We start from the raw sequence: 1121 nt of genomic DNA, 5'->3' as shown, positions 1-1121 counted from the left end.
CAGTTATCAGTAGCTGTGATATCTTCCTGAACAGGAACTGCATCACAATCTACGGTTCTGGTTGCTGGTATAACCACGGTTACCACCGGAGCAGTTGTGTCCTGCACGGTGAGTACTTGTGTGATAGTGGTATCATTACCGCACTCATCGCTTACTACCCATGTACGGGTGAGGGTATAAGTATTAGCGCAGGCGCCATTGGTGCGAACTTCGTTCTTAACTACTGAGATATTCGGAACTGCAGAGCAGTTATCAGTAGCCGTGATATCTTCCTGAACAGGAACTGCATCACAATCTACCGTTCTGGCAGCCGGGATAACCGTAGTTACCACCGGAGCCGTTGTATCCTGAACATGTACCACTTGCGTAATGGTGGTATCATTACCACACTCATCTACAGCCGTCCATGTACGGGTGAGGGTGTAGCTGTTGGCACATGTACCATTAGTGCGTACTTCGTTCCTGGTTATGGTGATATTACCTGTTGCAGAACAATTGTCTGTAGCGGTGATCACTGCCTGAGCAGGTACGCTGTTACAATCTACTGTAGTATCAGCTGGGATAACCACAGAGAATACCGGAGCAGCAGTATCCTGAACATGAATGATCTGTCTGATAGTAGTATCATTACCACATTCATCAACAGCTGTCCATGTGCGGGTGAGAGTATAAGTATTAGCGCAGGTACCGTTGGTACGAACCTCATTCCTGGTTATGGTAATATTACCGGTAGCAGAGCAGTTATCGGTAGCATTGATCACCGGCTGAGCAGGAACACTGTTACAATCCACAGTGGTATCCGCAGGGGCGATTGCATTAAACCTTGGTGCAACGGTATCCTGAACATGGATCACCTGCGTGATAGTGGTATCATTACCACATTCATCTGTAGCGGTCCAGGTACGAGTTAAGATATAACTGTTAGCGCAGGTACCGTTGGTCCGTACTTCATTCCTTGTTACCGTGATGTTCGGTGTTACAGAACAATTGTCTGTAGCAGTGATCACCGGTTGTGCCGGTACACTATTACAATCTACCGTAGTATCAGCCGGGGCGGCCACAGCAAATACCGGAGCAGTTGTATCCTGAACATGTATCACCTGGGTAATAGTAGTATCATT

At 47.4% G+C, this 1121-nt stretch carries 1 protein-coding gene; it reads right to left on the bottom strand.

The genetic code is table 11. The annotated features are described in order from the left end of the window. Positions 1-1121, bottom strand: a 1121-nt coding sequence (locus tag BUR42_RS29845) for a hypothetical protein (RefSeq protein ID WP_200798417.1), incomplete at both ends; no start/stop codon positions are given.

Origin of the sequence: Chitinophaga niabensis, from assembly GCF_900129465.1 — a bacterium.
Lineage (GTDB): Bacteria > Bacteroidota > Bacteroidia > Chitinophagales > Chitinophagaceae > Chitinophaga > Chitinophaga niabensis.
This window is presented reverse-complemented; position numbering and strand designations above follow the sequence as displayed.